The 22,166-nt window shown below is 69.5% G+C and carries 22 protein-coding genes and 5 tRNA genes; 7 read left to right on the plus strand and 20 right to left on the minus strand.

Features of this window, described 5'->3' with window-relative positions; genetic code table 11:
* The coding region (locus O3Q52_RS23115; protein WP_269650683.1) for a DAK2 domain-containing protein at positions 1-557 on the minus strand (557 nt) is incomplete at its 3' end.
* 248 nt (positions 558-805) lie between these two features.
* Here O3Q52_RS23115 and rpmB point away from each other — a divergent pair.
* The gene (gene rpmB / locus O3Q52_RS23120; RefSeq protein WP_004924906.1) at positions 806-991 is read left to right on the plus strand and encodes a 50S ribosomal protein L28; all 186 of its coding nucleotides are present in this window, start codon (positions 806-808) and stop codon (positions 989-991) included.
* 199 nt (positions 992-1,190) lie between these two features.
* Here the strand turns inward: rpmB and thiD are convergent, their stop codons facing one another.
* Both thiD and O3Q52_RS23130 read right to left on the minus strand, forming a co-directional pair.
* Positions 1,191-2,033: a bifunctional hydroxymethylpyrimidine kinase/phosphomethylpyrimidine kinase gene (gene thiD, locus O3Q52_RS23125; RefSeq protein WP_269650684.1), complete on the minus strand. Its 843-nt coding sequence runs from the start codon at positions 2,031-2,033 to the stop codon at positions 1,191-1,193.
* Positions 2,030-2,995: a thiamine-phosphate kinase gene (locus tag O3Q52_RS23130; RefSeq protein ID WP_269650685.1), complete on the minus strand. Its 966-nt coding sequence runs from the start codon at positions 2,993-2,995 to the stop codon at positions 2,030-2,032. The genes thiD and O3Q52_RS23130 overlap by 4 nt, the downstream gene beginning before the upstream one ends.
* Before the next feature lie 206 nt (positions 2,996-3,201).
* On the opposite strand from O3Q52_RS23130, the gene O3Q52_RS23135 reads away from it, so the two are divergent.
* Together O3Q52_RS23135 and O3Q52_RS23140 are read left to right on the plus strand one after the other, a co-directional pair.
* Complete coding sequence (locus tag O3Q52_RS23135) at positions 3,202-3,435, plus strand: Lrp/AsnC ligand binding domain-containing protein (RefSeq protein WP_055614017.1); 234 nt, start codon at positions 3,202-3,204, stop codon at positions 3,433-3,435.
* Between the two features lie 20 nt (positions 3,436-3,455).
* Positions 3,456-3,965 carry a DUF3515 domain-containing protein gene (locus tag O3Q52_RS23140; protein ID WP_269650686.1) on the plus strand — a complete coding sequence of 170 codons (510 nt, stop codon included), beginning with the start codon at positions 3,456-3,458 and terminating at the stop codon, positions 3,963-3,965.
* 151 nt (positions 3,966-4,116) lie between these two features.
* Here O3Q52_RS23140 and O3Q52_RS23145 read toward each other — a convergent pair whose 3' ends face one another.
* The 3 genes from O3Q52_RS23145 to O3Q52_RS23155 form a co-directional block, all read right to left on the minus strand.
* Positions 4,117-5,277 (minus strand): D-alanine--D-alanine ligase family protein, encoded by a 1,161-nt coding sequence (locus O3Q52_RS23145; protein WP_269650687.1) that lies wholly within the window; start codon positions 5,275-5,277, stop codon positions 4,117-4,119.
* Between the two features lie 228 nt (positions 5,278-5,505).
* Positions 5,506-6,525, minus strand: a complete 1,020-nt coding sequence (locus O3Q52_RS23150; protein WP_269650688.1) for an NAD(P)H-dependent glycerol-3-phosphate dehydrogenase — start codon at positions 6,523-6,525, stop codon at positions 5,506-5,508.
* Positions 6,522-7,385 carry a 1-acyl-sn-glycerol-3-phosphate acyltransferase gene (locus O3Q52_RS23155; RefSeq protein WP_269650689.1) on the minus strand — a complete coding sequence of 288 codons (864 nt, stop codon included), beginning with the start codon at positions 7,383-7,385 and terminating at the stop codon, positions 6,522-6,524. Before O3Q52_RS23155 ends, O3Q52_RS23150 begins: the two co-directional genes overlap by 4 nt.
* A gap of 144 nt (positions 7,386-7,529) precedes the next feature.
* On the opposite strand from O3Q52_RS23155, the gene cofC reads away from it, so the two are divergent.
* Both cofC and O3Q52_RS23165 read left to right on the plus strand, forming a co-directional pair.
* Entirely contained in the window at positions 7,530-8,162 is a 633-nt protein-coding gene (gene cofC, locus O3Q52_RS23160) for a 2-phospho-L-lactate guanylyltransferase (protein WP_269650690.1), read from the plus strand.
* 70 nt (positions 8,163-8,232) lie between these two features.
* On the plus strand, positions 8,233-8,445 hold the full coding sequence (locus O3Q52_RS23165) for a hypothetical protein (RefSeq protein ID WP_269650691.1): 213 nt from the start codon (positions 8,233-8,235) through the stop codon (positions 8,443-8,445).
* Between the two features lie 66 nt (positions 8,446-8,511).
* Here O3Q52_RS23165 and O3Q52_RS23170 read toward each other — a convergent pair whose 3' ends face one another.
* From O3Q52_RS23170 to leuC, 4 genes are all read right to left on the minus strand, one after another.
* Positions 8,512-9,141: an HU family DNA-binding protein gene (locus O3Q52_RS23170; protein WP_269650692.1), complete on the minus strand. Its 630-nt coding sequence runs from the start codon at positions 9,139-9,141 to the stop codon at positions 8,512-8,514.
* A 138-nt stretch (positions 9,142-9,279) separates the two neighbouring features.
* Positions 9,280-9,510, minus strand: a complete 231-nt coding sequence (locus O3Q52_RS23175) for a hypothetical protein (protein WP_055614012.1) — start codon at positions 9,508-9,510, stop codon at positions 9,280-9,282.
* Positions 9,511-9,812: 302 nt separating this feature from the next.
* Positions 9,813-10,406, minus strand: coding sequence for a 3-isopropylmalate dehydratase small subunit (leuD, locus tag O3Q52_RS23180; protein WP_269650693.1), 594 nt, complete (start codon positions 10,404-10,406; stop codon positions 9,813-9,815).
* Positions 10,407-10,411: 5 nt separating this feature from the next.
* Positions 10,412-11,848 carry a 3-isopropylmalate dehydratase large subunit gene (leuC, locus tag O3Q52_RS23185; protein ID WP_269650694.1) on the minus strand — a complete coding sequence of 479 codons (1,437 nt, stop codon included), beginning with the start codon at positions 11,846-11,848 and terminating at the stop codon, positions 10,412-10,414.
* Between the two features lie 189 nt (positions 11,849-12,037).
* Here leuC and ndgR point away from each other — a divergent pair, with 189 nt between their 5' ends.
* Positions 12,038-12,754, plus strand: coding sequence for an IclR family transcriptional regulator NdgR (gene ndgR, locus O3Q52_RS23190; protein WP_189843598.1), 717 nt, complete (start codon positions 12,038-12,040; stop codon positions 12,752-12,754).
* A gap of 139 nt (positions 12,755-12,893) precedes the next feature.
* On the opposite strand, the gene O3Q52_RS23195 is transcribed toward ndgR, so the two are convergent.
* From O3Q52_RS23195 to O3Q52_RS23240, 10 genes are all read right to left on the minus strand, one after another.
* A tRNA-Glu gene (locus O3Q52_RS23195) sits at positions 12,894-12,966 on the minus strand.
* 28 nt (positions 12,967-12,994) lie between these two features.
* Positions 12,995-13,066: transfer RNA gene (locus tag O3Q52_RS23200), tRNA-Gln, on the minus strand.
* A 20-nt stretch (positions 13,067-13,086) separates the two neighbouring features.
* Positions 13,087-13,159 (minus strand) — tRNA-Glu (locus tag O3Q52_RS23205).
* A gap of 62 nt (positions 13,160-13,221) precedes the next feature.
* A tRNA-Glu gene (locus tag O3Q52_RS23210) sits at positions 13,222-13,294 on the minus strand.
* 42 nt (positions 13,295-13,336) lie between these two features.
* Positions 13,337-13,408: transfer RNA gene (locus O3Q52_RS23215), tRNA-Gln, on the minus strand.
* 91 nt (positions 13,409-13,499) lie between these two features.
* Entirely contained in the window at positions 13,500-14,267 is a 768-nt protein-coding gene (locus tag O3Q52_RS23220; RefSeq protein ID WP_269650695.1) for an HAD family hydrolase, read from the minus strand.
* A gap of 46 nt (positions 14,268-14,313) precedes the next feature.
* Positions 14,314-16,512, minus strand: coding sequence for a FlgD immunoglobulin-like domain containing protein (locus O3Q52_RS23225; RefSeq protein ID WP_269650696.1), 2,199 nt, complete (start codon positions 16,510-16,512; stop codon positions 14,314-14,316).
* 214 nt (positions 16,513-16,726) lie between these two features.
* On the minus strand, positions 16,727-18,220 hold the full coding sequence (gltX, locus tag O3Q52_RS23230; RefSeq protein ID WP_269650697.1) for a glutamate--tRNA ligase: 1,494 nt from the start codon (positions 18,218-18,220) through the stop codon (positions 16,727-16,729).
* Positions 18,213-19,001, minus strand: coding sequence for a fumarylacetoacetate hydrolase family protein (locus O3Q52_RS23235; protein ID WP_269650698.1), 789 nt, complete (start codon positions 18,999-19,001; stop codon positions 18,213-18,215). Before O3Q52_RS23235 ends, gltX begins: the two co-directional genes overlap by 8 nt.
* A gap of 106 nt (positions 19,002-19,107) precedes the next feature.
* The gene (locus O3Q52_RS23240; RefSeq protein WP_269650699.1) at positions 19,108-19,296 is read right to left on the minus strand and encodes a hypothetical protein; all 189 of its coding nucleotides are present in this window, start codon (positions 19,294-19,296) and stop codon (positions 19,108-19,110) included.
* Between the two features lie 603 nt (positions 19,297-19,899).
* Between O3Q52_RS23240 and O3Q52_RS23245 the strand changes: the two genes are divergently transcribed.
* Positions 19,900-22,166, plus strand: a 2,267-nt coding sequence (locus tag O3Q52_RS23245; RefSeq protein WP_269650700.1) for a nitrate- and nitrite sensing domain-containing protein, incomplete at its 3' end; no start/stop codon positions are given.

Here is a 22,166-nt window from a genome sequence, read left to right on the forward strand (position 1 = left end):
GAGGCGACCGTGAGGACCGTGCCCTCGACCGGGTGCACGACGGCCTGCCGGGCCGCATCGGCCGCGCGCCGGAGGGCGAGCCGCAGGCCCTGCTCATCGGTGTGTGTCGCGTCACTGTCGGCGGCGAGCACCTGGGCCATGCCCCTCAGGAGCTGCGCGAGGATCGTCCCGGAGTTCCCCCGGGCCCCTATGAGCGCGCCGTGTGCCATCGCGTGCACCGCGTCGGCGAGGGCGGGCCCCTCGGGCGCCCGGCCGAGGGAGACCGCCTGCCCGGCGACGGCTTCGTGCCCGTCGAGGGCTTCCCGGCCGTCGAGGGCTTCCTGGCCATCGGGGGCTTCTTTGCCGCCCGCAAGTGCGGCATGACCCGCGAAGACGGCCTCGACCGCCGCGGCCGCCGACTCCACGGTCAGGTACAGATTGGTGCCGGTGTCCCCGTCCGCCACGGGATACACGTTGATCGCGTCGATCTCCTCGCGCGCGCGGCCGAGTGCCCGCAGCGCGAGGCCGCACCATGCACGCACCGCGGACGCGTCCAGTCTCTGCGGCACCTGCGGCACCTGCGCCTCCTTGAGCAGCCGAACGTCCGACGCAGCGTAGACCCCGGTCAGGTCTCCACCGGAAGAGGGCCGGGCCAGGTCCCCGGGCCAGCCATGGTAGTTTCGTTGTACGGACGCAGTCGTTGTATGCTGCTCCGGTTGCCCGATCCGATCGGGCCTTCCTCCTGGCACCGCCACTCAGATCCTAGATCTTGATCCCGGCATGCCGGGATCATCCGTAAGAGCATCTGAAGTCTTTGGAGTGACCCGTGGCTGCCAACTGCGACGTCTGCGGCAAGGGGCCGGGCTTCGGCAACAACATCTCGCACTCTCACCGCCGTACGCCCCGTCGCTGGAACCCGAACATCCAGCGCGTTCGTACCGTGGTGGGCGGGACGCCGAAGCGCGTGAACGCTTGCACCTCGTGCATCAAGGCCGGCAAGGTCTCGCGCTGACGCTCTGCTAGCGCGCGGCCACTGCTGGTTCGCTGCTCAAAGCCGGTCCACTTCACGGTGGACCGGCTTTTTGCTGTGCCCGCAGGCAGGCGCAGGACCGCGTCGCCTGTGCGCATAACGACGTAGGCAACGTAAGCAACGTAAGCAACGTAAGCAACGTAAGCAACGTAAGCAACGACGTAAACGATTGCGCAAGCGTTTACGCGCCGCCCGTCCCGAACCGCCACCCATGATCCACCGGCCCGATCCCGGCGCCGAGCGCGAAGCCGGCCGCGATCGCCCCGGTGACGTACTCCTTCGCCGCCGCGACCGCCTCCGGCACCGACTGACCCTTCGCGAGCCCCGAAGCGATGGCGCTCGCGAGCGTGCACCCCGTCCCGTGCGTGTGCCGGTTGTCGAACCGGGGAGCCCGCAGCCAGTGCTCCTGCGAGCCGTCCGTGAGGAAGTCGACGGCCTGGTCCGCGCCCGCCCTCCCCGTGTCGCCACTGAGGTGGCCGCCCTTGATCAGCACCCACGTCGGCCCGTACGACAGCACGGCAGCCGCCGCGCGCCGCATCCCGTCCTCCGACTCGACCCGCAGGCCGGTCAGCTGGGCCACCTCGTCGAGGTTCGGCGTCGCCACCGTCGCGACGGGCAGCAGTTTCGTGCGTACGGAATCCAGCGCGGACTCGGCGAGCACCGAGTCGCCGTGCTTGGAGACGCCGACCGGGTCGACGACGGAGGGCACGGCCGTGCCGCCGATCAACTCGGCGACGGTCTCGACGAGTTCGGCCGAGGAGAGCATGCCGGTCTTCACCGCGTCGACGCCGATGTCGTCAACCACGCTGCGGTACTGCGCGCGCACCGCCTCCACCGGCAGTTCCCAAGCGCCTTGTACGCCGAGGGAGTTCTGCGCGGTGACGGCGGTGAGCACGCTCATGCCGTGCACGCCGAGCGCGAGCATCGTCTTCAGATCGGCCTGGATCCCGGCGCCCCCACCGGAGTCGGAACCCGCGACCGTCAGGACCCTGGGCGGGGCACTCGCACGGGACGAGGCACTCATGACTCGATGTCCGCGAAGTGGTCCCAGCCGCCCTTGCTGGTCCACGGCGCCCCGTCGACCGTGACCTGCGGCAGCGCCGACGGGTTGAGGACCTCGCCGATCACCTTCCAGCGGGCGGGCAGTTTCACGTCCGGCGGGAAGGTCGCCACGATCGCGTGGTCCTCGCCCCCGGTGAGCACCCACTGGAGCGGGTCGACGCCGACGGCCTGACCGATGTCGTTCATCTGCGAGGGGATGTCGACGGCGCCGGAGCGGACGTCGATGCGTACCTTGCTGGCCTCGGCGATGTGCCCGAGGTCGGCGATCAGCCCGTCGCTGACGTCCGTCATCGAGGTCGCACCGGGCCCGGCGGCCGCGGGGCCCGCGTGGTACGGCGGTTCCGGACGCCGGTGGGCCTCGACGAAGGCGCGCGGCGAGCGGAAGCCGCGGGAGAGCACGGCGTGCCCGGCCGCGGACCAGCCCAGCCAGCCCGTCACGGCCACCACGTCACCGGGCTGGGCGCCCGCGCGCGTGACCGGCTCGTGGTTGCGCAGATCGCCGAGCGCGGTGATCGCCACGGTGATCGTGTCGCCGCGTACGACATCGCCGCCGACCACGGCCGCGCCGGCGACCTGGCACTCGTCGCGGATGCCGTCCATCAGCTCGGACGGCCAGGTGGCCGGAAGTTCGGCCGGGACGACCAGGCCGAGCAGCAGAGCGGTCGGCACGGCGCCCATCGCGGCGATGTCCGCGAGGTTCTGCGCGGCCGCCTTGCGACCGACGTCGTACGCCGTGGACCAGTCGCGACGGAAGTGCCGACCCTCCAGGAGGATGTCGGTGCTCGCCACGACCCTGCGGTCGGGGGCGGCCACCACGGCGGCGTCGTCGCCCGGCCCGACGCGTACCGCCGGAGTGGTGGTGAGCCGTGAGGTGAGCTCCTTGATGAGCCCGAACTCCCCCAACTCGCCCACGGTGCCCTTCATCGTTGTACGTCTCCTTTTGTTGCTGCGTCCGTCCGGTCGCGGGCCGCCTCCGACCTGGGTACGGTCGATTCGACCGTCAACCTGTGCGGTCCGTGCACCCCTTCGCGGGGGCCCCTGCCCCCGCGGGTCTCCCCGCGGCGCGCGGCGACGCGATACCGTGGCGTTCCTTTTCCCCACATGATCCTCGTGGCCGCCCTGGAGGTTCCGTGGTACAGGCGTACATCCTGATCCAGACGGAGGTCGGCAAAGCGTCGACCGTCGCCGAAATGATCAGCAAGATACAAGGGGTGATCCAGGCCGAGGATGTGACAGGACCGTACGACGTGATCGTGCGGGCCCAAGCCGACACAGTGGACGATCTCGGCCGCATGGTGGTCGCGAAGGTCCAGCAAGTGGACGGCATCACGCGTACGCTGACCTGCCCGGTCGTGCACCTGTAGCCCCCGTCTACCCTTGGCCGGTGGACTTCTTCCGTCACCGGCGCCTCTCTTATCCCGGGCTGCCCGCCCTCGTTCTGCTGATCGCGGCCACAGGCTGCTCCTCAGCAGACGACAACACCCGGACCGCGGTTCCCAGTCCGGGCACGAAGGCCACCGAGCTGTGTCAGAACCTGGACAAGTCGCTGCCGGCGAAGGTGGACGGACTCGACCGGGAGGATCCCGAGCCCCGGTCCGCGCTGACCGCGGGCTGGGGAAGCCCGGCGATCATACTGCGCTGTGGTGTACAGCGGCCGCCCAAGATGGTCGACCCCAAGGTCGCCGAGGGTGGTGACCCCGACGCGGTCGGCGGTGAGGTGAACGGGGTGGGCTGGCTGATGGAGAAGCGGGACGACGGGTCGACCCGCTTCACCTCCGCCCAGCGTCTGGCGTATGTCGAGGTGACCGTGCCGGAGGGGCGGGACACCGCCTCTGTGCTTGTCGACCTGGCCGGGGCCGTCAAGAAGGCGATCCCCAAGGGGATTGCTGACTGAGACGGCCTCGGTTGTTCGTCGGCTGCGGGTGCGCCGTGGCTGGTCGCGCCCCCGCGGCGGAGCCGCACATGTCAGAGCCCCGCGCCCCTAAAGGCCCCCTGCACCCTCGGAAAAAGATGCCCCCGCACCCTCAGACAAGAGGGAGCGCGGTCTAGCGCAAGCCAGTGGACCTGCGCAGTGCCGCCTGGATCAGGCGGTCGACCAGTTCCGGGTAGGGCACTCCCGTCGCCTCCCACATCTGGGGGTACATGGAGATGGGCGTGAAGCCGGGCATGGTGTTGATCTCGTTGATGACGAAGGTGCCGTCCTCGGTGAGGAAGAAGTCCGCGCGGACCAGGCCCTCGCAGGAGGCGGCGTCGAAGGCCTCGACGGCCAGGCGCCTCACCTCCGCGGTCTGCTCGGGGGTCAGCGGGGCGGGCACGAGACCGGGCGTCGAGTCGATGTACTTCGCCTCGAAGTCGTAGTAGTCGTGCGACTGCACCGGCGGGATCTCGGCCGGTACGGAGGCCCGCGGGCCGTCCTCGAACTCCAGGACCCCGCACTCGATCTCGCGGCCGCGCAGCAGCGCCTCCACGAGGAACTTCGGATCGTGCTGCCGGGCCGCCGCGATCGCCTCGTCGAGGCCGGACAGGTCGTCGACCTTGGTGATGCCGATCGAGGACCCCGCGCGCGCGGGCTTCACGAAGAGCGGCCAGCCGTGCTCCCCCGCGAAGTCGATGATCTTCTTGCGGGCCGTCGACTCGTCGAGCTCCCACTCGCGGGGCCGGACCACCACGTACGGGCCGACCGGCAGCCCGAAGGAGATGAACACCCGCTTCATGTACTCCTTGTCCTGGCCGACGGCCGAGGCGAGCACGCCCGAGCCGACGTACGGGACACCGGAGAGCTCCAGGAGGCCCTGGAGAGTGCCGTCCTCGCCGTACGGGCCGTGCAGCATCGGGAAGACGACGTCGACCTCGCCGAGCGCCTTGGGGACCGATCCGGGCTCGCTGTAAACGACTTCGCGGTTGGCGGGGTCGACGGGCAGGATCACGCCGCCCTCGCTCGACTCGGCGAGTTCCTCGACGTCGGGCGTACGACGCTCGGTGATCGCCATGCGCTCCGGTTCGTCCGCGGTGAGCACCCAGCGGCCTTCCCGGGTGATTCCGATCGGCAGGACGTCGTACTTGGTCCGGTCGATGGCCCGCAGTACGGCTCCGGCGGTGACCATGGAGATCCCGTGTTCGGAGCTGCGCCCGCCGAAGACGACGGCCACGCGCGGCTTGCGAGGCGGCTGCTGCTCAGGGCTCTGGGGAAGGTTCTCAGTGCTCATATCGCGTTGAGAGTACCCGTTGGTAAGGCCCTGAGTCAGCGTGCGTCGGCCGCGAGTGAGCCGAAGGGGCGCGCCTGTGTCGGGGATGGGGGTCCCCCCGCTCGAGCGAAGCCGAGAGTGGGGGAGCGCGGAGGCCCGACGAAGGAGGGTCGAGCACGGTCGCCCTCTCGACACAGGCTTTGGCGCCCCGGAGGCGAACCGAGCGCTAAAAAAAAAGGGGGCGGTCGCTCAGCGTCGTTCGGGCTTGGCGCTGCGCGACATCATTTCCTTGAGGGCGACGACCGGGGGCTTGCCGTCGTGGACGATGTCGACGACGGTCTCCGTGATGGGCATGTCGACGCCGTGCCGGCGCGCCAAGTCCAGTACGGATTCACAGGACTTGACGCCCTCGGCGGTCTGCTTGGTGACCGCGATGGTCTCCTGGAGGGTCATGCCCTTGCCGAGGTTGGTGCCGAAGGTGTGGTTGCGCGAGAGCGGCGAGGAGCAGGTCGCCACGAGGTCGCCCAGGCCCGCGAGCCCGGAGAACGTCAGCGGGTCGGCGCCCATGGCGAGGCCGAGCCGGGTCGTCTCCGCCAACCCCCGTGTGATCAGGGACCCCTTGGCGTTGTCGCCGAGTCCCATGCCGTCCGCGATGCCGACGGCGAGACCGATGACGTTCTTGACGGCGCCGCCCAGTTCGCAGCCGACCACGTCGGTGTTGGTGTAGGGGCGGAAGTACGGCGTGTGGCAGGCGGCCTGGAGTCGCTGGGCCACCGCCTCGTCGCTGCACGCGACCACCGCGGCGGCCGGCATGCGGGCGGCGATCTCACGGGCGAGGTTGGGCCCGGTGACCACGGCGATCCGGTCGGCGCCGACCTTCGACACGTCCTCGATCACCTCGCTCATCCGCATGGCGGAGCCGAGTTCGACGCCCTTCATGAGGGAGACGAGGACCGTGCCGGGGGCGAGCAGCGGCGCCCAGTCCGCGAGGTTCCCGCGCAGCGTCTGGGAGGGCACGGCGAGCACCGTGAAGTCGGCGTCGTGCGCGGCCTCGGCGGCGTCCGTGGTGGCCCGCAGGTTCTCCGGGAGCTCGATGCCCGGCAGGTAGTCGGGGTTCGTGTGGGCGGAGTTGACCGCTTCGGCGAGCTCGGCCCGCCGTCCCCACAGCGTCACGTCGCACCCGGCGTCGGCGAGCACCATGCCGAAGGCCGTGCCCCACGATCCGGTCCCGAAGACGGCCGCCTTGACGGGCTTGCCGGATGTCGTCACTTGCCGTGCCCCTTTTCGTGCTCAACCTCGGTCATTTCCCGCACGGCCTTCTCCGGCGCGGTGTTCCCCCGCGCCGTCTTCTCCTGCACAGCGGTTTCCTGCTCTTCCTGCCCGCGCGTCTCTTCCTTGCCCCGCGTCCTGCGCCGCTGCTCGATGCGCACCTGGCGCGGGTCGTACGGCGTCGCGGGCGCCTTCTCGCCGCGGATCAACTCCAGCTGCGCGGTGATCGCGGCCATGATGACCTCGGTCGCCTCCTTCAGGAGGTCGGGGGTCATCTCCTTGTCGTAGAAGCGCGAGAGGTCCACGGGCGGGCCCGCGAGCACCTGATGCGTCTTGCGCGGCCAGAGGTCGGGCTTCTTGGCGTACGGGGCCAGCAGGTGGTTGGCGCCCCACTGGGCCACCGGAATCACCGGGCACCTGGTCTGCAGCGCGACCCGCGCGGCACCCGTCTTGCCGGTCATCGGCCACAGGTCGGGGTCGCGGGTCAGGGTGGCCTCGGGATAGAACGCGACGCACTCCCCGCGCTCCACGGCGTCGATCGCGGCGCGATAGGCGCTGAGTGCGTCGGTGCTCTCGCGGTACACCGGGATCTGCCCGGTCCCGCGCATGGCCGCCCCGACGAAGCCCTTCTTGAAAAGACTGCTCTTGGCGAGGAAACGCGGAACCCGGCCCGTGTTGTACTGAAAGTGCCCGTACGCGAACGGATCCACGTGGGAATTATGGTTCACCGTGGTGATAAATCCGCCCTCGGCAGGAATGTTCTCCATTCCGCGCCAGTCCCGCTTGATCAGAACCATCAGCGGCGGTTTGCAGAGAACCGCTGCGAAGCGGTACCAGAAGCCGATTCTGCGGCGGAACACGCGTACACCTTCCTCCTGTGCCTGGGGGGCCGCACAAGTGTCGCTCCGGGCCGCCTGTCTGTCGAGAACACCGTACGCCCCGAGCACCGGCCCGCCAGGGTGCCCGGGTCACAATGGGCGCGACGAGGGAGGGACGGAGCGCGCGTGCAGTGGACCTTGGTCATACCCCTGAAAGCCCTGTCGCGGGCGAAGAGCAGGCTCGCGGACACCGCGGCCGACGGCCTGCGCCCGGGGCTCGCCCTGGCGTTCGCGCAGGACACGGTGGCCGCGGCACTGGCCTGCCCGGCGGTCGTGGATGTGGCCGTAGTCACGGGTGATGTGCTGGCCGGACGCGAGCTGGCCGCCCTGGGCGCCCGCATCGTCCCGGACGAGCCCGGGGGCGGCCTCAACGCCGCTCTGGCGCACGCCGCCTCGGTCGTACGCACCAGAAGCCCGCGAAGTCCGCTGGCGGCTCTGAACGCCGATCTGCCCGCCCTGCGCCCTCTTGAATTGGCCCGGGTCCTCGACGCGGCCGCCGAATTCCCCCGCGCTTTCCTCCCGGACGCCGCCGGAATCGGCACCACTCTCCTGGCCGCGTCCCCGAACCGCGAATTGCTCCCCGCATTCGGCCCCGATTCCCGCTCCCGCCACCGCGCCTCGGGCGCCGCGGAACTCCGCCTGCCCGACGTACCCTCCGTACGCCAGGACGTGGACACGGGCGCGGACCTCCGAGCGGCATTGACACTGGGAGTGGGCCCGCGCACGGCTGCGGCGGTGGAGCGCCTCAAAGCGGCGTAACCGGCCTTTCAGGAGCGGGGCCGTGTCGGCCGGCGGCTCCTCCCGTGAGCAAACCGCATACCCTTCCCCCATGCAGGCGACCGCGTACACATACGACCCAGAAACCCGCACGGGCCAGGTACTGCTGGACGACGGCACCCCCGTCCCCTTCGACGCCCCGGCGTTCGACAGGGGCGGCCTCCGACTGCTCCGCCCGGGTCAACGCGTGCGGATCGAGGTCGAGGGCGGGGACGGCGAGGACAAGTCCCGGCACATCACACTCATCACGCTGCAAACGTTCTGAACACGCCGCGGGCCGGGCTCCCCAGAGGGAGCCCGGCCCGGCGCGTGAGTATCCCAGCGCCCCTGTCTACCTGCGGGCGGTGGCCTTCTTGGCGGTGGTCTTGCGGGCCGCGGACTTCTTGGCCGGCGCCTTCTTTGCCGCCGCCTTCTTCGCCGGGGCCTTCTTCGCCGCCGCCTTCTTGGCGGTGGTCTTCTTGGCCGTGGTCTTCTTGGCGGCCGCCGAGGTCTTCTTGGCGGTCGTCTTCTTGGCCGTCGCCGTGGTCTTCTTGGCCGTCGTCTTCTTCGCGACGGTCCTCTTGGCGGTGGTCTTCTTCGCGGTGGCCTTCTTCGCGGCGGCCTTCTTGACCGTCGCGGAAGCGCCGCCGGACAGGCTGCCCTTCGGGGCCTTCTTGACCGCGACCTCGCCACCGCGCGGCAGCTTCTTCGAGCCGCTCACCAGGTCCTTGAAGCCCTGGCCCGCACGGAAGCGCGGCACCGAGGTCTTCTTGACCCGAACGCGCTCCCCGGTCTGCGGGTTGCGGGCGTAACGGGCCGGACGGTCCACCTTCTCGAAGGAACCGAAGCCGGTGACCGACACCCGGTCCCCGCTGACAACTGCACGCACGATGGCGTCCAGTACGGCGTCGACCGCTTCCGCGGCCTGCTGACGCCCGCCGACCTTGTCGGCAATCGCTTCTACGAGCTGCGCCTTGTTCACGTCTTCCCCTTCGGAGACATTGCCAGAACGAAAGTGTTCAAGCTTTTTCGCACGTTAGGCAGATATATACCGCAAATCAAACACGAAACGGGCTAATCACCCTTGTGCCGCAACGAACTGGGGCTGTTGCGAAGTTCCTCAGCGTTCCTCTTCGGGGATTCGGCCCTCGTCGAGGTCCGTCGTGAACCGCTCCAGCCGCCTTGTCGCATCGGCGAGATCGTGCTTGGCCACGGCCGTAATGACCAGCAGCTTCCGGGTCAGCGCCATCCGTACGCCCTCCGGGACTTGCAGTGCGCGCACCCTTGTGTGCGCTTCCTTGAGTTGGGACGCGACTGCCGCATAGAGCTCGAGTTGGCCGTCGTGTTCCATGCACAGATTGTGCCATCTGGGGCGAGTTGTCGCCTGCGCAGGGGGTAACTACCGCCTCCCGAGGGCCTCCTGCGCACCTCCCCACAAGGCTCTGCCGAGACTCGGCTACCCCATCAAAGCCCCTTGAAACAAGGGCAGTTGAGGCCAATCGCAAAGTCCTGAACACCCCTTCCGGAGGCAGACACAGATGTACCCCCAACCGTCCACGATTGGGGGTACAGAGGCCTGTTGCGCTGGCTGGAATCAGCCTTGTGGAGTGCGACTCCGATCGGATCCGAAGGGGTTCGGAGCCCCGAAGGCGATCACACCTGAACGGTCCGCGGCTTGTGGGAGGGCCGCTTGGACTCGTACGCGGAGATGTCCGCCTCGTTCTGCAGGGTGATGGAGATGTCGTCCAGCCCGTTCAGCAGCCGCCAGCGGGCGTTCTCGTCGAGCTCGAAGGCGGCCGTGATGCCCTCGGCACGCACCTCACGGGCCTCCAGGTCGACCGTGACCTCGGCCTTCGGGTCCTTCTCGGTGAGCTCCTGCAGCGCGTCCACGATCTTCTGCTCCAGAACCACTGTGAGCAGGCCGTTCTTGAGCGAGTTGCCACGGAAGATGTCCGCGAAGCGGGACGAGATGACGGCCTTGAAGCCGTAGTTCTGCAGCGCCCAGACGGCGTGCTCGCGCGAGGAGCCCGTACCGAAGTCGGGTCCGGCGATCAGGACCGTGGCGCCCGTGCGCTCGGGCTGGTTGAGGACGAAGGAGGAGTCCTTGCGCCAGGCCTCGAAGAGCCCGTCCTCAAAACCGTCCCTGGTCACCTTCTTGAGCCAGTGAGCAGGGATGATCTGGTCGGTGTCCACGTTGCTGCGGCGCAGCGGGACGGCCCGGCCGGTGTGCGTGGTGAATGCTTCCATGACTCTCAGACTCCAGCGGGCGTGCGGGCGGCAGACGACTGGTCGTTCAGGTCGGCGGGAGAGGCCAGATGGCCCAGCACGGCGGTGGCGGCGGCGACCTGCGGCGAGACCAGGTGCGTACGGCCGCCCTTGCCCTGCCTGCCCTCGAAGTTGCGGTTGGAGGTGGACGCGGAGCGCTCACCGGGGGCCAGCTGGTCGGGGTTCATGCCCAGACACATCGAGCAGCCCGCGTGCCGCCATTCGGCGCCGGCCTCCTTGAAGACCAGGTCCAAGCCCTCGGAAACGGCCTGCAGACCGACGCGCGCGGAGCCGGGGACCACCAGCATCCGTACGCCGTCGGCGACTTTGCGGCCCTCGACGATCGAGGCGGCCGCGCGCAGGTCCTCGATACGGCCGTTGGTGCACGAACCTACGAAGACGGTGTCGACCTTGATGTCGCGCAGCGGCTGTCCGGCCTCCAACCCCATGTATTCCAGGGCCTTTTCGGCGGCGTGGCGCTCCGAAGCGTCCTCGTACGAAGCAGGGTCGGGGACGGACGCCGAAAGCGGCGCTCCCTGGCCGGGGTTGGTGCCCCAGGTGACGAACGGCGCGAGGGAGGCGCCGTCGATGACGACCTCGGCGTCGAATTCCGCGTCCTCGTCCGTCTTCAGGGTCTTCCAGTACGCGACGGCGGCGTCCCAGTCCTCGCCCTCGGGGGCGTGGGCGCGGCCCTTGATGTACGCGAAGGTGGTCTCGTCCGGGGCGATCATGCCCGCGCGGGCGCCGGCCTCGATCGACATGTTGCAGATGGTCATGCGGGCCTCCATCGAGAGTTTCTCGATGGCGGAGCCGCGGTACTCCAGGATGTAGCCCTGGCCGCCGCCCGTACCGATCTTGGTGATGATCGCCAGGATCAGGTCCTTGGCCGTGACGTCCTCGGGCAGCTCGCCGTCGACCGTGATGGCCATGGTCTTGGGGCGGGCCAGCGGCAGCGTCTGGGTGGCCAGCACGTGCTCGACCTGGGAGGTGCCGATGCCGAACGCGAGCGCGCCGAAGGCGCCGTGCGTGGAGGTGTGGGAGTCACCGCACACGACCGTGGTGCCGGGCTGGGTCAGGCCCAGCTGCGGGCCCACGACGTGCACGACGCCCTGCTCGACGTCGCCCAGCGAGTGCAGGCGCACGCCGAACTCGGCGGCGTTCTTGCGCAGCGTCTCCAGCTGGACGCGGGAGACCGGGTCCGCGATGGGCTTGTCGATGTCGAGGGTCGGGGTGTTGTGATCCTCGGTCGCGATGGTGAGGTCGAGACGGCGCACGGGGCGCCCCGCCTGACGGAGACCGTCGAAGGCCTGGGGGCTGGTCACCTCGTGCAGCAGGTGCAGATCGATGAAGAGAAGGTCGGGCTCGCCCTCCGCGCGCCGGACGACGTGGTCGTCCCAGACCTTCTCCGCGAGTGTCCTACCCATCGCTTTCCCTCCGGCCGGCCTGTGTGGCGCCGGCCCAACTAGAGATTTCCGGTGCGGCGCGCCCGTACCCCTCGTGCCGGGCGCCCTCCGCCGGGCCCGTTGGTCCGCGGGCCGCTGTATCTACCAGGGTGGCGCGTTCCACGGAAAATTGAACTTGCGTTTCACAGAGTGAGACGCGAGTATCGTTTCATGGACAACAGTAGCGGCGTCGGCGTTCTGGACAAGGCAGCCCTTGTCCTGAGCGCCCTGGAGTCCGGTCCGGCCACCCTCGCAGGGCTGGTCGCGGCAACCGGGCTGGCACGACCCACGGCACATCGCCTCGCCGTGGCACTTGAACACCACCGGATGGTGGCGCGCGACATGCAGGGCCGCTTCATTCTCGGCCCCCGCCTCGCCGAGCTGGCCGCGGCCGCGGGCGAGGACCGCCTCCTTGCGACGGCGGGCCCGGTGCTCACCCACCTCCGCGACATCACGGGCGAGAGCGCGCAGCTCTACCGCCGCCAGGGCGACATGCGCATCTGCGTCGCCGCGGCCGAGCGTCTGTCGGGCCTCAGGGACACGGTCCCGGTCGGCTCCACGCTCACCATGAAGGCGGGCTCCTCGGCCCAGATCCTGATGGCCTGGGAGGAGCCGGAGCGTCTGCACCGCGGCCTCCAGGGCGCCCGCTTCACGGCGACGGCCCTGTCGGGGGTACGACGCCGGGGCTGGGCCCAGTCGATCGGCGAGCGCGAGCCGGGCGTCGCGTCCGTCTCGGCCCCCGTGCGCGGTCCGTCGAACCGCGTGGTCGCCGCCGTCTCGGTCTCCGGACCGATCGAGCGCCTCACGCGTCACCCCGGCCGGATGCACGCCCAGGCGATCATCGACGCGGCCACCCGCCTCTCGGAGGCCCTGCGCCGCACCGGCTGACGTGCATCGCAGACCGACGCCCGATCCGACTTCCTCCCGCCGGTCGCTTCAACGCCGCAGCGACCGACCGGAGTTGACGTCGACAAGACGCCCAACACGAAGAAGCCCTCCCCTGATGGGGAGGGCTTCTTCAATGACGTACCCCCGACCGGATTCGAACCGGCGCTACCGCCTTGAGAGGGCGGCGTGCTAGGCCGCTACACAACGGGGGCCAGGATCTTGCGTTTCCGCAGATCCGAGCTGGTCTACCAGGACTCGAACCTAGAATGACGGTACCAGAAACCGTAGTGTTGCCAATTACACCATAGACCAATGTGGTTCATACCAGTTCGTACCCCCGACCGGATTCGAACCGGCGCTACCGCCTTGAGAGGGCGGCGTGCTAGGCCGCTACACAACGGGGGCCCTAGCGATCCTGCATGAGAATCAGTGGGTGCGACCCGGACTGTCTCCCTGGGAAGGATCTGTACCCCCGACCGGATTCGAACCGGCGCTACTGCCTTGAGAGGGCAGCGTGCTAGGCCGCTACACAACGGGGGCTTTGCGGAGTTGATCTCCGCGGTTGCAGATGAGCTCTGCGAGCTGGCCTACCAGGACTCGAACCTAGACTAACGGAACCAGAAACCGTCGTGCTGCCAATTACACCATAGGCCACTGAAACACAAACCCCCGCAGGGATCCTGCTTTAGCGTGCGCCTCCGGTTTCCGGCCTTTCGGCCCGCTCTCCGGCGGCGCAGGAAGAACATTACCTGAAGGTGGACGGCGCTCCAAAACGGGTATCGGGCCGGAGGATCGCCGGGAGTTCGGCCAGCGAGGCGATCCGGCGCAGGCCGGTGAGCTGATCCGGCGCCCCGCCCGGTGCGGCGTCGGGGTCCGGGGCCGTGACGGCTCTCACGCCCCCGCGGTCGATCCAGACCGAGAACATTCCGGCGTCGGCCGCGCCCTGTCCGTCGATCTCCGGGTGGTCCCCGACGTACGCGACCTCGCGCGGCGGCAGCTCCAGGGTCTCGCAGGCCGCGTGGAACGCCTCCGCCGCCGGCTTGGAGACACCCAGCTCGGCCGCGCACAGCACGGACTCGAACCGGTCCCGTACGCCGAGAACGCGCAGCTTGTGGTCCTGGACCCGGATGCTGGAGTTGGACAGCACGGCGTGACGGTGGCTGCCCGCCAGGGTGTCGAGGACGGGCAGGACGTCGGGGAACAGCGCCCACGCCGACTCGTAGTGCCCGAGATACCGGAGGAACCAGTCCTCCGCCTCCGGGTCGGTGAGGGGCTTGCCCAGAAAGGCCCGGACCCGGTCCCGGCGGCCCTCCTCCCAGTCCACCTCCCCCGCCGCGTACCTCGCCCACTGCTGGTCGGTGAGGTCGCGCCAGTGGTCGAGGGCCTGCTCGACGGACGCGTACCCGTCGAGCAGGCCCTCGGCCGTGAGATGCCCGCGCATGCCGGCCCGGTCGGCCGTGGTGTAGTCGAAGATCGTGTCGTCTACGTCCCAGACCACAGCTCTGATCGTCATGGTTCGACGGTACCCGGGGGCGGGTCCGAGGCGTAGGGCGCGTTCCTCAACTGACGGTTGTCGTGCCCGTCGTGATCAGGTCGGGGCCCTGGCCGTCGCGGGCCTTGGCGGTCAGGCGCCAGGTGTACGTTCCCGCGACCCGGTTGCCGTCGCCCCAGCGGCCGTCCCAGGAGGCGCGGACGGCGGCGGCTTTGGAATCACCGGTGAGGTTGCGCACGACGTTGCCGCTCGCGTTGGTCAGGGTCAGGGTCCACGTCGAGGGCTTGCTCAACTGCCAGACGGGCTGCCAGGGGTCCTGGGTCGTGGGGCCCGCGGCGGCGTCGGTCTGGGCCTCCATCTGCGCGAGCGGCGAGGTGGGGACGCCCGCGGTGACGATCGCCACCTGTCCCTGGGCGGTGAGGTACGCGACGTTGCCGCCGAAGCGGTCGACGGCCCAGCGGCCGGTGTTGCCGCCGGTGTTCTGGTCCGCGGTGGGCAGCACGGCCGCGGTCCGGGTGGTCGCCGTACCGGTGTGGAAGTCCGTGAGCAGCAACTCGTGGGTGGTGCGGTTCTCCCGGACGAGGTAGCCGTCGGCGAGCCGCGACGGGCCGGCCGGGACCGTGATGTTCCGGCCCGTGGCCCGGTCGTGGACGCCGGCGGGTCCGGCGCTGCCGCAGGACCAGTAGAGCCAGGTGTTGACGGCCTGGATCTCGCTGGGGGTGCAGGGGGCGCCGGTGTTCACGGTGGCGACGTTCCGCTCGGCCTTGAGGTCGTACGCGACGACGCTGCCCTGGGTGGTGCCGGGGGTCCACAGGCGCTGGCCCCAGATCGCGGCGGCGCCGCGGGGGCGGTCGAGCGCGGTCTCGCCGTCGGCTCCGCGGGGGAAGTCGGCGATCTTCTGGGTGGCGGGGGTTCCGCCGTTGTAGAGGACGTAGCGGCCGGTGCCCGTGCCGATGCGGCCGCCGGAGGAGCCGGTGGGTTCGGCGCTGTAGGTGTCGGTGCCGAGTCCGGCGACGTGCACGGACTCCTTGCCGTCCGTGCCGGTGTACAGGTGGGCGAAGCGGCCGTCGCCGAGGGCCTCCAGCTGGGGGCAGGCGGCGTCGCCGCCGAGGCACGGCGAGGAGCCGGCGTACGGGCTGCGGCGGACCTGGGTTCCGGTGGGCCTGCCCGAGGAGTCCAGCGGCACGGCGTACGCGGCGTCCCAGCCGGCGTTGACGGTGGCATTGCCGAACATCAGGAGTTCGCCGCCCGCGATCATCAGGCCGTCGACCGTGGCCCGGGTCGGCGGCACGGTGAAGACCGGCTGGGCCGAGACGTTCCCTTCGCCGGTGGACAGGACGCGGTACACGTGGAAGTCGCTGCCGGAGGGGCCGGCCGTGGCGAGCAGGCCGCCGTCCGGGGTGGCGCGGAAGGAGCCGTCCGCGTCGGCCAGGACCGTGCGCCTAGCGCCTGTGACAAGCGACGTGGCGGTGAGCACCTCGTCGTCGGGCGAGGAGACGAAGTCCGGGTCGCCGCTGAGGAGTTGGTCGCCCACGACCGCGAGCGGCCTGGCCGGGAAACTGACCGCGGCGGGTTCGGTGCCGGGCGCCGAGTCCACCCGGATCGCCTTGCCGTTCGCCACGAGCCAGCTGTCGTTGAAGGTGATCGACCGGCCGGTGCCGATGTCCGTGACGTACGTACGGAAGGTGCCGTCCGCGAGGTCGACGAGGCCCACCGAGGAGATGCCGTCCACGGCGTAGACGACGGCGAGGCGGCGGACCGAGCCGCCGGTCACATAGGTGTTGGTGGGCTGGGCGCCGGGCGGCAGTCCGGTGACCGGGAGGTCGGTGGTCGTGCCGTCGGGGCCGGCCCGCAGGACATGCAGGGCGTCCGCGGCGTCCTGGGTGAGCACGCTCCAGCCGGACGCGGCCCTGAATCTGTGGTCAGCCGGAATCGTGACGGTGGCGGTCGCGCCGGTGGAGCGGTGCTTCTGGGTGACGGTGCCGGTGTTCCCGGTGGTCTGGACGTCGGTGCCGGTGGCCAGGTCTTCGGGGCCCGCGTGCGCCGGCGGTGTGACGCCAGAGAAGTCGGCCCACTGCGGGTTGGCCTGGTTGCCCAGCTCGTACTGGAATCCGGAGGTCCCCACCCACCGGTACCGGACCTCGACGGGGTTGATGTGGTTCAACTGCGTGGTGGCGACCGGGGTGTCGGCGTTCGGCGCGGCCTCGGCCGGCACGGTCAGTACGGCCCCCGACAACGCCATCGCCCCGCCAAGAGCGAATCCCACAAGTCTTCGTGAACGTCCTCGTGAACGGGTCACGTTCCCCTCCCCTGAAACATGGTGAACACGCGCATCATGTGCGCCCGAAACATCCAATGTCCGTCGGGAGAGCGGGAGTTGGCCGGAGGGGTGAACTCCGGGTGTCGACTCCGTGTACGCGAGAGGGGCGGCGTCCGAACCGGACGCCGCCCCTCTGTGTGTGGGCTGTGTGACTGTGTGCCTAGGCGGTCAGCTTCGCCAGCGCCGCGTCGATACGGGCCAGCGTCTTCTCCTTGCCCAGGATCTCCAGGGACTCGAAGAGCGGCAGGCCGATCGTGCGGCCGGTGACGGCGACGCGGACCGGGGCCTGGGCCTTGCCGAGCTTGAGTCCGTGGGCCTCGCCGGCGGCCAGGACGGCCTCCTTCAGGGACTCGGCCGAAGACCAGTCGGCGGCGTCCAGCTTCTCGCGGGCCGTGCGGAGCAGCGCGTCGCTGCCCTCCTTCATGGCCTTCGTCCAGGACGCCTCGTCGAAGGCCGGCTCCGCCAGGAACAGGAAGTCGACGTTGTCCGTGATCTCGGAGAGGACCTTGAGGCGGGTCTGGGCGTGCGGGGCGATCGCGTCCCACGCGGCCTGGTCGAAGTCCTCCGGCGCCCAGGGCGCGAAGGGGGCCCTCAGCCAGGGGGCGCAGCGCTCGGCGAAGTCCTTCACATCCAGGAGGCGGATGTGGTCGGCGTTGATCGCCTCGGCCTTCTTGAGGTCGAAGCGGGCCGGGTTCGGGTTCACGTCCGTCACGTCGAAGGCCGCGACCATCTCGTCCATCGTGAAGATGTCCTGGTCGGCGGAGAGCGACCAGCCGAGCAGGGAGAGGTAGTTGAGCAGGCCCTCCGGGAGGAAGCCGCGCTCCCGGTAGAGGTTCAGCGACGCCTGCGGGTCACGCTTGGAGAGCTTCTTGTTGCCCTCGCCCATCACGTACGGCAGGTGGCCGAAGGCGGGGATCTGCTTCGCGATGCCCAGCTCGGTCAGCGCCTTGTAGAGGGCGATCTGGCGCGGGGTGGAGGAGAGCAGGTCCTCGCCGCGCAGGACGTGGGTGATCTCCATCAGGGCGTCGTCGACGGGGTTCACGAGCGTGTAGAGCGGGGCTCCGTTGGCTCGTACGATCCCGTAGTCCGGCACGTTCTCCGGGGTGAAGGTCAGCTCGCCGCGGACCACGTCCGTGAAGGTGATCGTCTCGTCCGGCATACGGAAGCGGACGATCGGGGTGCGGCCCTCCGCCTCGTACGCTTCCTTCTGCTCGGCGGTCAGCTCGCGGCAGTGGCCGTCGTAGCCGGACGGCTTGCCGGCGGCGCGGGCGGCCTCGCGGCGGGCGTCCAGCTCCTCCGTGGAGCAGTAGCAGTGGTAGGCGTGGCCCGCTTCCAGGAGCTTGGCGGCCACATCGCGGTAGATGTCCATCCGCTGCGACTGGCGGTACGGCTCGTGCGGGCCGCCGACCTCGGGGCCCTCGTCCCAGTCGAAGCCCAGCCAGCGCATCGAGTCGAGCAGCTGACCGTACGACTCCTCGGAGTCGCGGGCCGCGTCGGTGTCCTCGATGCGGAATACGAATTGAGCTCCGCTGCCTTCGTTGTGCCGGGCGAACGCCCAGTTGAACAGGGCGGTGCGGACCAGGCCCACGTGGGGGTTACCGGTGGGCGAAGGGCAGAAACGGACGCGTACGGGAGAGCCGGGTGCGCTAGCCACGCTTGACAACCTTGTTGGTGAGAGTGCCGATGCCTTCGATGGTGACGGCGACCTCGTCGCCGACAGTGAGGGGGCCGACCCCCGCGGGGGTGCCCGTGAGGATCACGTCGCCGGGGAGCAGCGTCATGGCCTCGGTGATGTTGACGATCAGGTCCTCGACGGAGTGGATCATCTCGCTGGTGCGGCCCAGCTGGCGCTGCTGGCCGTTGACCGTGCACATGATGGTCAGGTCGGACGGGTCGAGGTCCGTCTCCACCCAGGGGCCGAGCGGGCAGGAGGAGTCGAAGCCCTTGGCCCTGGCCCACTGCTTCTCGCGCTTCTGGACGTCCCGTGCGGTGACGTCGTTGGCGCAGGTGTAGCCGAGGATGACGTCCTTGACACGCTCGCGCGGGACCTCGCGGCACATCCGGCCGATGACGACGGCCAGCTCGGCCTCGTGGTGCACCTCGTCCGAGAAGGAGGGGTACGCGATCTCGTCGCCGGGGCCGATCACCGAGGTGGACGGCTTGAAGAAGGCGAACGGGGCGTCGGGCACCTCGTTGCCCATCTCCCTGGCGTGCTCCGCGTAGTTGCGGCCGAAGGCCACGACCTTGTTGGGGAGCATGGGCGGCAGGAGCCGGACCTTGTTCAGCGGGACCTTCGTGCCGGAGAGCTCGAAGTCCGTGAACGGATGGCCCTTGATGATGTCGAGCACGAGCCCGTCGGTCGACCCAGGAGGGCTCTCGCCCTCGACCGCGCCGAACGCGACGTTGCCGTCGATGGAGAACCTGGCGATGCGCACGAGATGCCTGCGCCCCTCACTGAGCTGGCTGGAGTCTGAGGCTCCAGGCTAACTCGGGAGAGGGGCGCGACCTCGCGGAATTGCGGTTGGGCGGGGCGTGGGAGGGTTACTCCGCCGCCATGGCCGTGACCGGGGCGTCCATCAGGATCGTGCGGCGGGGGTTGGCGGTCTGCGCGGGGAGCTCGACGGAGTGCTCCTGCTGCTCCGGCGTACGCAGCTCTTCGGCGTCCTCGAGGTGCGCCAGTGTCGTGCGTCGCGGGTTGGCTATGTTGAGGAACATCATCGTCGTCTTCATCTGCGGTTTCGGACCCTGTCGGTACGGGCGCCGGGCGGCTTCAAGAACCGCCGCGCGAGCGCGGGTTGTCGGATTTGCCATCCCTGTAAAGCGTCAGGCTAAACATGCGATTCCCTGTGGAACGCGTGAAGGCGGCGTGATCGTCGTGTGAGTTTCCTCACTCACCGGCAGGCAATCCGGTCAATTCGGACCCTCGACTCCCCCTACCGAAACGGACATTGCCCCACTGAAGCCCTTATTCCGCTCCTGATCATGGCGACTGGGACAGCGCTTGTCCGCGCATGACTCGTGCACCCGCGTCCGTTATCGACACAATCGCATTCCACATGCCGTAACACCTCCTTCACTAGGTGTCACGATGGTCACAGCATGACCCATGGGCCTTGTTGGAGATCCGGCACTGTGCTGGAATTCCACGGAACCGCCGCAGGATCGAACCGGCGCGCAAGGGGCGCGAACGCAGCGCCGAGTGGCGGCGGGGAGGGGGGCCTGCGCCGGTCACTCACGACCACACATGGGGGCGCGTTCAGGGCGCTCCCGTAGACGCCGACACCGTCTCGCCGTTCACGCGGAGAGGCGCCTGGTCCAGAGGTTGCGACGCTAGTGCAGGGACGTTTCAAGAGGGATGGCAGCGCTTCGGCGGAGCCGGAGCCGCACGGCGGGACCGGCACCGGTTCCTCGCCCCAGCACGCCCAGAACCAAGGACCGGCAGGGGCCGGCGACGGAGGTGACCGCTCCTCGCGCCCGGGTGCGCCCAAGGGTGCTCAGGGCAAGGGCGGTCCGACCGCGGTGACCGGTGGCCCCGGCGCACCGCCCGCCGCACCGCCCACGGCGAGGAACCCCAGTGGCCCCGGCTCGCGAATAGCTCTGCGCAACTGGCGCATCTCCACGCGCCTGGTGTCGCTGCTCGCGCTGCCCGTGGTCGCCGCCACCTCGCTGGGCGCCCTGCGCATCAGCGACACGATGGACGAGATCCAGCAGCTCGAGAACATGAAGCTGCTGACCGACATGACGAAGCAGGCGACCGAGCTCGCCGTCGCGCTCCAGGAGGAGCGCGACAAGTCGGCCGGTCCGCTCGCCAACGGCACGAAGGCGTCCGACTTCACCGTCAAGGGCGTCCGTGACAAGACCGACCGTGCGCGTGCCGCCTTCATGGAGGGCACCCACGATCTCGACGACGCGGGCAACAACGAGAACCTCAACGGCGTCCGGGACAACGTGGTGGCCATCGCCACCCAGCTGAACACCCTGAGCAGCATTCGCAACAACGCCTTCCAGGACGAGGCGAACTCCTCCCAGTCGGTCGAGTCGTACCACCGCCTCATCGAGCGGTTGCTCGGCCTCTCCCAGGACATGGCCGAGGCGACCAGCAACCCGGAGATGATCCAGCGCACCCGCGCCCTGGCGGCCTTCTCCAATGCCAAGGAGTACGCGTCCATCCAGCGCGCGGTCATCGCCGCGGCCCTGCCGGCCACCGATGCCACGTACGGCGATCTCTCCGAGAACGACCGGCAGTACGGCCTCTCGGCCTTCGAGAACCAGAAGGCCGAGCTCACCAGCTTCGCCAGCATCTACGAGGGCAACTCGCGCGCGCTGACGAAGCCTCTCGACGAGCCGAGCCCGACCATCAAGGCGGCCGACACCTACGCGGAGCGTGTGCTCGGGCGTGAGAACGGTCTGCAGCTGCGCGACAAGCGCTCGTACCTGGACTGGGTGGACGCAGACTCCTCCAAGATCCAGGAAATGAACAAGATCGAGCTCACGCTGCTCAACGAGATGGAGCAGAAGGCCCGCGAGCTGCGCAACGAGGCCGAGCGGGAAGCGATCATCTCCGGTGCGCTGATCCTGCTGGTGCTCGGTGTCTCGCTGGTCGGCGCCTTCGTGGTGGCCCGCTCCATGATCCGCTCGCTGCGCCGCCTCCAGGACACCGCGACGAAGGTCGCCCAGGACCGGCTGCCCGAGCTGGTCAAGCAGCTCTCCGAGTCCGACCCGCAGGACGTCGACACGTCCGTCGAGTCGGTCGGTGTGCACTCCAAGGACGAGATCGGCCAGGTGGCCGCGGCCTTCGACGACGTGCACCGCGAGGCCGTACGACTCGCCGCCGAGCAGGCCCTCCTGCGAGGCAACGTCAACGCGATGTTCACCAACCTCTCGCGCCGCTCCCAGGGCCTCATCCAGCGTCAGCTCTCGCTCATCTCCGAACTGGAGTCCCGCGAGGCCGACCCGGACCAGCTGTCCTCGCTGTTCAAGCTCGACCACCTCGCGACCCGCATGCGCCGTAACGGTGAAAACCTTCTGGTTCTCGCCGGTGAAGAGCCCGGCCGCCGCTGGACCCGCCCGGTCCCGCTGGTCGACGTGCTCCGCGCCGCCGCCTCCGAGGTGGAGCAGTACGAGCGCATCGAGCTGTCGGCCGTGCCCACCACCGAGGTCGCCGGCCGCGTGGTCAACGACCTCGTGCACCTGCTCGCCGAGCTGCTGGAGAACGCCACGTCGTTCTCCTCCCCGCAGACCAAGGTCAAGGTCACCGGTCACGCGCTGCCCGACGGCCGCGTGCTGATCGAGATCCACGACACCGGTATCGGCCTCTCGCCCGAGGACCTCGCGGCGATCAACGAGCGGCTCGCCTCGCCGCCCACGGTGGACGTGTCGGTCTCCCGACGCATGGGTCTGTTCGTGGTCGGCCGGCTGTCCCAGCGTCACGGCATCCGCATCCAGCTCCGCCCGTCCGACTCCGGTGGTACGACCGCGCTGGTCATGCTGCCCGTCGATGTCGCCCAGGGCGGCAAGAAGGTTCCGGGCAACAAGCAGGGCCAGGGTGTTCCCACCAGTGGCGGCCCCGCCGCCGCGCAGGCCGCGGCCGGTGTCGCGGC

Source organism: Streptomyces sp. ActVer, assembly GCF_027270795.1.
Lineage (GTDB): Bacteria > Actinomycetota > Actinomycetes > Streptomycetales > Streptomycetaceae > Streptomyces > Streptomyces umbrinus_A.

Excerpts from the sequence above, each read along its gene's own strand:
- O3Q52_RS23165 (WP_269650691.1), top strand. The coding sequence starts at position 8,233 with ATGCAGGCGACCGCGTACACATACGACCCAGAAACCCGCACGGGCCAG.
- leuD (WP_269650693.1), bottom strand. The coding sequence starts at position 10,406 with ATGGAAGCATTCACCACGCACACCGGCCGGGCCGTCCCGCTGCGCCGC.
- O3Q52_RS23130 (WP_269650685.1), bottom strand. The coding sequence starts at position 2,995 with ATGAAGGGCACCGTGGGCGAGTTGGGGGAGTTCGGGCTCATCAAGGAG.
- thiD (WP_269650684.1), bottom strand. The coding sequence starts at position 2,033 with ATGAGTGCCTCGTCCCGTGCGAGTGCCCCGCCCAGGGTCCTGACGGTC.
- O3Q52_RS23175 (WP_055614012.1), bottom strand. The coding sequence starts at position 9,510 with ATGGAACACGACGGCCAACTCGAGCTCTATGCGGCAGTCGCGTCCCAA.
- ndgR (WP_189843598.1), top strand. The coding sequence starts at position 12,038 with ATGGACAACAGTAGCGGCGTCGGCGTTCTGGACAAGGCAGCCCTTGTC.
- O3Q52_RS23220 (WP_269650695.1), bottom strand. The coding sequence starts at position 14,267 with ATGACGATCAGAGCTGTGGTCTGGGACGTAGACGACACGATCTTCGAC.
- leuC (WP_269650694.1), bottom strand. The coding sequence starts at position 11,848 with ATGGGTAGGACACTCGCGGAGAAGGTCTGGGACGACCACGTCGTCCGG.
- O3Q52_RS23240 (WP_269650699.1), bottom strand. The coding sequence starts at position 19,296 with ATGAAGACGACGATGATGTTCCTCAACATAGCCAACCCGCGACGCACG.
- O3Q52_RS23145 (WP_269650687.1), bottom strand. The coding sequence starts at position 5,277 with ATGAGCACTGAGAACCTTCCCCAGAGCCCTGAGCAGCAGCCGCCTCGC.